The sequence below is a fragment of the Paraglaciecola sp. 25GB23A genome, assembly GCF_040012495.1.
GTDB lineage: Bacteria > Pseudomonadota > Gammaproteobacteria > Enterobacterales > Alteromonadaceae > Paraglaciecola.
Genome location: NZ_JBDYKM010000050.1, coordinates 1 through 6,097 on the forward strand (window position 1 = coordinate 1; position 6,097 = coordinate 6,097).

At 40.2% G+C, this 6,097-nt stretch carries 6 protein-coding genes; 1 reads left to right on the forward strand and 5 read right to left on the reverse strand.

Features of this window, described 5'->3' with window-relative positions; translation table 11 throughout:
* Nucleotides 1-601: 601 nt before the first annotated feature.
* The 4 genes from ABKW31_RS22540 to ABKW31_RS22555 all read right to left on the reverse strand — a co-directional run bounded on the left by ABKW31_RS22540 (nt 602) and on the right by ABKW31_RS22555 (nt 2,868).
* Entirely contained in the window at nt 602-868 is a 267-nt protein-coding gene (locus tag ABKW31_RS22540; RefSeq protein ID WP_348618967.1) for a hypothetical protein, read from the reverse strand.
* Between the two features lie 112 nt (nt 869-980).
* On the reverse strand, nt 981-1,379 hold the full coding sequence (locus ABKW31_RS22545; protein ID WP_348618968.1) for a DUF4375 domain-containing protein: 399 nt from the start codon (nt 1,377-1,379) through the stop codon (nt 981-983).
* A 978-nt stretch (nt 1,380-2,357) separates the two neighbouring features.
* Nucleotides 2,358-2,621: a Txe/YoeB family addiction module toxin gene (locus ABKW31_RS22550; protein ID WP_348618969.1), complete on the reverse strand. Its 264-nt coding sequence runs from the start codon at nt 2,619-2,621 to the stop codon at nt 2,358-2,360.
* On the reverse strand, nt 2,614-2,868 hold the full coding sequence (locus tag ABKW31_RS22555) for a type II toxin-antitoxin system prevent-host-death family antitoxin (RefSeq protein ID WP_348618970.1): 255 nt from the start codon (nt 2,866-2,868) through the stop codon (nt 2,614-2,616). Before ABKW31_RS22555 ends, ABKW31_RS22550 begins: the two co-directional genes overlap by 8 nt.
* 1,415 nt (nt 2,869-4,283) lie before the next feature.
* Between ABKW31_RS22555 and ABKW31_RS22560 the strand changes: the two genes are divergently transcribed.
* Nucleotides 4,284-5,321: an IS110 family transposase gene (locus tag ABKW31_RS22560; RefSeq protein ID WP_348618971.1), complete on the forward strand. Its 1,038-nt coding sequence runs from the start codon at nt 4,284-4,286 to the stop codon at nt 5,319-5,321.
* Between the two features lie 260 nt (nt 5,322-5,581).
* On the opposite strand, the gene ABKW31_RS22565 is transcribed toward ABKW31_RS22560, so the two are convergent.
* A complete protein-coding gene (locus ABKW31_RS22565; RefSeq protein WP_348618972.1) occupies nt 5,582-6,004 on the reverse strand; it encodes a DUF4288 domain-containing protein in 423 nt (140 codons plus the stop codon).
* Nucleotides 6,005-6,097 lie beyond the last annotated feature (93 nt).

Here is a 6,097-nt window from a genome sequence, read left to right on the forward strand (position 1 = left end):
AATGACTTTGAACAACAAAACAATGAATTACAGAAAGTAGCTTAACTAAGGTGGTCGTATTAGGTTGACCAGGTCAAATCGGCACAAATAGAAGACAAGTAATCCAATATTATTAAACGCTGTTCTGGTTTAAACAAATAGTAACTAATTTTAACAGTCCTATTACGAGAGTCATTTATCACTATTTTCTTGTTCAAAAACCCAGAAATTTTATAGTTACTAATTTCATGTCGCTCGACATACTCCTCATTTGTGAGGGATGACACAACTATGCCATCTGCCTTTAAAATAACTTTAGTGATCGGTATCCGAGGGTTTCGGTTAAATATGAACAGCCATATGGAAATGAATATGGCGATTAATGTATAGCCAAACATTAAATACATAGCATGATATTGTTTTTCCTCACCTAGAAACAGAAATGCAAATACGTAAATTGGAATTCCAATGTAGAGTAGACTGTTCGTTACTAGCGAATATACTAACGAACGAAATTCAGTTGGCTCAATCTCTAATGAATCCAATGCTAACGCTCCAATATGCCGACGAAATGAGAGCAGCGAGTTGAAGTCTGAATAATTGGTTTGTTATATTTCATTGGCTATTCGTCCTCCCAAGGCATTTCTGGCAAGTTGTTCAAGTTTTGGTCATACCTTTGAGGATTAAATGCTTCTAAGTTTTTTATTGCTCCGAATATTTCAACTGACAAGGCGCACGCAATATACTTCTTAGACTCCTGTCTACTAATGCCTAAAGAAATAAGCCGATTAAGTGTTTCTTTCACTTTCGGTGGATCATTAGCTTTCAGCTGATTTTCAACAGCTTCAAGAATAGCAGTTCCAGTTTTCGTCGGATCAGACTGATTCATCTAATTAACTCTCTTGAAATATAACGCCCGCATAAATTGCGGATAACAGTTGGCTAAAATAAGCGAAGAATGAGCGCAAGCCAACTGTTAGACGACCATTTTGATGCGTTTATTAGGTGTTGATTCTTAGATAGGCATTTACAAAACCCGATAAATCATCTGAGTAACTATAAAATTCGTTGTCCAATTTGCCAAGCTTTTCCATACTTTCGTCAGAGTCAAAGAGCAATTCCTGATGAAAGGATGAGTCTGCTGGATATCCCGTGGGGTATCCAATTAAAATGGCTGCTTCTAGCAAAGAAGCCGTTTTTAATGCCCCTATTGTTCGCAATGCCAATATAGTTTCCAGCGCAAACATTCCGCTTGAATTATAAAAATATTGTTCGAAACCACCATTGTTCACTTGGGCTTCCAATTGATGAATACAGATGGCAACTTGAACATGTACCTCATGTTTCGCAAAATTATGTTTGTTTTCTACGACGATATCGTCAAAGTCTTCAGGGTACATCTAAAACACCTAACGTCGCGTTAACTGGTGCAGTGATGTTGGCGGCTTTGCTGCGTTTCTTTGCAGAAAAGGTGACAATATTACTGAATCCATTTCAACGCCTTGTGCACGCCCAGCATGGGCATGAACTAATGAGCGGAGGCCGCCCCGGATGAAAGTCCTCTTTAGGAAGGTCACCGTTTATTTAACTTACCGTTATTAAACGTTAACTACTAGCGAATGGCAAGGGCTAAACCGCGAGGTTTGGTCTGAAGGAAGCCGGACGCACAAAATGGTAGGGAACCATTTTGAACAACCGTAGGTTGGCCTTCGGTGAAATGCATGGATGCATTTCATAAATTTGCGAGCTGATGAAGACGAGGCTTCCCCAAAGACATCATATGAGGCGCAGGCTGGAGGTGAGTTGGCAGGGCCGGCCCCGTGAAGCGCTGTGGGTCCAAGACGACGAAACCATGTGATCTAACGGCCACCGTAAATGATGCAGCAGTGCAGAGACAGTTCATGCTCTTATTTGGCCGGGGCTGGCCTTCCAGAGATCTGCTTAACAAGCGATCGGTAATTAACCAGTGAGGCTCTGGTATACAAGTGCCTTGGCTTTTGAGTGTTATCAACTCAATGGAGCGAATACGATGAAACCGATAGCGTCAACAGGGGTAACTCTGTTGATGATTAAGCAGAAGTCAGCAGACGGCATAGTAGCCAAACGCCCATCGTAATGGTTGAGACACGGTGAAGTTGCATGGGCGCCCCACCTGAACCTGAAAATCAATTAGGAGCCTGTGCAGCTCACTTGTTTCGTATCCGACCGGACTTAGGAACAGTGGCGCAAAATCAGAAGCCATAATTGGAGTATGAAGGAGCTAATCGGCCATCATGCTTTAAACATTTTCAGGAAACGCCCTGTGCGGAGCCGCATGCAGGGTGTTGTGGGGGCTGGAGGCTAGATACCTCCGGCTACTCGATTAGCTGTATTTTGCACTAGTAATGATACCTACAAGAGATAATAGTTAATGACGTGTTGTCTACTGCATAAACTAGTCTATTTGTGTCGTCTATTCGACGTGACCAAAAACCTGAGAGATTCTCTTTTAAAGGCTCTGGTTTACCAATACCTTCAAACGGTGTTCTTTTGGAATCACTTATAAGTTTGTTAATACGCTTTAGTGTTTTTTTATCCTGACCTTGCCAATATACATAGTCACTCCATGCTTCATCAGTCCATACGAGTAACCTACTACTCATCGACTAAGTCTCTTGGAGTGACATTGCCATTTTTAAATTGTTCAATAGATTTTGCTAAATGCTCTGAATTGGCAGGAGATCTTAATAAGTAAACGGTCTCCATTAAGCTGTTGTAGTAGTCTAATGACATTACAACCGCATCTTCCGAATCGCGACGAGTAATCACGGTTGTGTCGGCATCGTTAACCACGGAATCTAAAACAGCTTTTAAACCATTGCGAGCTTCAGTAAAGGATACAACTCTCATAAACACCTCAACATGTACTTTAAATAAGACAAGTATATTCAAATATCCTTACTTGTACAATATATTGAACACTTTAATTCAGCTAACGAGGCTGTAACAAGACCGCGTAGAACTAGCTTGTTACGAAAATCATAATTGCAGGTAGCGATGAAATTCAAGCGCCGTCCTGCTGTTCTTTGTTTACAGCCTTGTTAAGTAATGCCGACATAGTATTTTATACAAATAATTAGAAAGGCTAACTCCGTAATATTTAACAGCTATTTGTCAGCCTTAGATTCCGGTTCGCCTAGTAGAATCGGTAAGACAAGTGTGCCCAGTGATATAGAAAACGCAGCGACGACCTGGCCGCGTATACCACCAAATATCGGACTATTAATAACCTCAAATATGACAAGCACTTTGCTTATCGACAGAACAAAAAGAACACTAAATAAGGACTGCCCCAGAAACACTAGACATTTACGCTGGTGTTGATGCCGTATTAAATATTTTCGTAAGTTGTTCATAAATTTTACTTAACGCCTCTTAATGCCTTGTTAGCTTGTGCCTTCTCCGGTGTGAGATTTACCTTTCCAGAACTTTATCCTAAGTAGGTCAACAAGGAATGCTAATAACAGTCCTGTTGGGGCAACTAACCAAAAGTCTGCATTTGTCGATAATATTAATTCAATTAAGTTATCAGCCAAAAGGAACATAAAGCAAAACAAAGGAATAAAAAGATAATATAAACCTCCAATTCCCCCATCATCGTACTGAAAGTTAAATAACATTCCAGCTGACCAAATGATTAAAACGATAACATTGAAAGATGTGAACCAATATATTCTATGCAAAGAAAACTCCATATTTAAAAAGCAAGCTAACGCCCCAAGCAGGGGATTTTATGAGTGTTTTTCAGCGAGTAAAATTCCCGCTGACTTGGCTTGTTATACATGCTTTCTCCAACTTAAAAACAACACATAAATTCCTATTATCGAATTAGCAATTGGTGTCAATAACAGAAAGAATCCAAAAAGGCGCAACCATAATTTAAACCACTTAGTTGTCAGTTTGTATTTGAAAGAAGCCAAAGAAATAAAAATTACTGGAACAAGGTAGTATATTGATGAAACAATTTGAGACACCATACTTGAGCTAATTTCACCAGCTATCAACCTAGGATCTGCTGGCTCCGTACTTATCATGATTTGCTGAAAAAGGCTTAATAACGGTAAATAGAATGATAGAAAGTCAACAAACGAATAAGCCAATAAAATACAACCAATTATCCCTAAGACTTTACTCAATCCTCTGCCCTCAATCTATACATGTATAACGCCCCAATATGCCGACGAAAAGAGATAATTGGACTCCCCCAACTCAATGAGCTGGGTTAATATTTCAGTTCTCACACAAAAAATATTATGGAGTCCAAGATGCACAATATAATCACAGGTGTTGATTTAGCGAAAGAAGAAATTCAAGTTTGCGTTTTTAAACGCAACAAGGTGCAGTCTAATCAGGCGATGACACCGATACTGTTTACTTCTTGGTTAGCTTCTTCAAAACCGATGACCATTGTGTTCGAGGCATGCAGTACATCAAATTATTGGAAGCAAATATCGTTGAAATTTGGGCATGATGCCCGACTGATTTCAGCCAAACTGGTTGCCAGTGTGAGACAAAACCAAAAAACGGATAAAAACGATGCATTAGCTGTTGCCCAAGCCGCTCAACTAAACGATGTTTCATTTATTAACGGTAAATCAAAAGAGCAACAAGAATTACAAACCTTAGCTCGATTACGAGAACTCGCCGTTAAACATAAAGTCGCCATGCAAAATCAAATTAAATCCTTATTGTTAGAATTTAATATTAGGGTATCACCCAGTCAAGGCGGTTTAAGTGGAGTCGTCCAAGGCGTTCTGGAAGATGCTGAAAATGGCTTTTCAATGATTTTTAGGCAAGCATTAAATACAGGGTGGCAACAACTACAGCTCAGTATTGAATCGATACAACAGTATGATCTGTACTTAGAAAAAGCAGCAAACCAACATCCAACCTGTAAAGTGTTACAAGCGCTAGAAGGAGTCGGCCCGTTAAATGCTGTCAACCTCTATATCGCTCTAGGCTGTGGAGAAATGGGGCACTTTAAAAAAGGTCGAGATGCTTCTGCTTGTATTGGATTAACCCCAATTCAGCATTCTTCGGGTGGTAAAGTAAAACTGGGCTCTGTGGGTAAGTACGTTAAAAACAACACGCTCCGAAGTTGCTTGGTTAGCGGTGCGATGTCAGCGGTTAACCAAGCAACGAGGCGCACTGCAAAAACCAAGAAAGATATATGGATACAACAAATGGTTGAACGCAGAGGCAAACGCTGTACAGCTGTCGCATTAGCCAATAAAACAGTACGAACTGCCTTTGCTATGTTAGCCAATGGCACAGAATATAGAGCAGAGCTTCTGGCTGCTTAACCAAGGTTTGTCACACAACAATAATGCTCGATAAAAGATGAAAATCAGCTTGTTTAGTCAGTGCTGCGCTCAGAGCTTCTAGCTCGCTAACGAGATTTGACAACAAGTTCGCGTAAATATCATAGAGCCTGGGATAGCTTCCCTATTAGAGCTCGTACATAAGCACGCATTTATTCTTTAATTGGTTGTTGATGTTGTTGACAAGGGGGAGTCCACATAAGCGCAGCGAGTTGAGGTCGGAATAATTGGTTTGTTAGCATTCAAATTACAAAGCCACTAAATTCTGAGTTTAAGAAGTTTTTGCGCCACTCCCCACAATTGGATTTCTCATCACCTTGGAAGTTATCTGCTAGTTGGTCATCAGAAATACTTTTAGGAACAATAAAAGTATTTGAGTAGACTTCTATATTTGCAGGTACATTGTCAAAAGGTTCATATGCACCAGCTATGCCCGTATATTTTTGAGTGACATCCTGACCATAAGGATTAATGTGTGAACCATCTGCATATTCTTCGGCTTCCGCTTCAGCTCTTTTTATAGCTTCATCAAATGAGCGAGCCTTTACCGTAAACACGCGTTCTTCAATTTGATCAAATTTATTTGAATATGACTCATCGGTAGCAAACGGTTCTCCAGTTACACTAGTTCGATATATCGTTTTAACTGCGAAAACTTTCCACATACTATGCCTTGATTGCTAACGTCCAAAGCAACGGAAAATGCGAGCGCTTTTGGGCGAAGCCCAGCGAGTAATTTTCCGGTGCCTTTGTTTGTT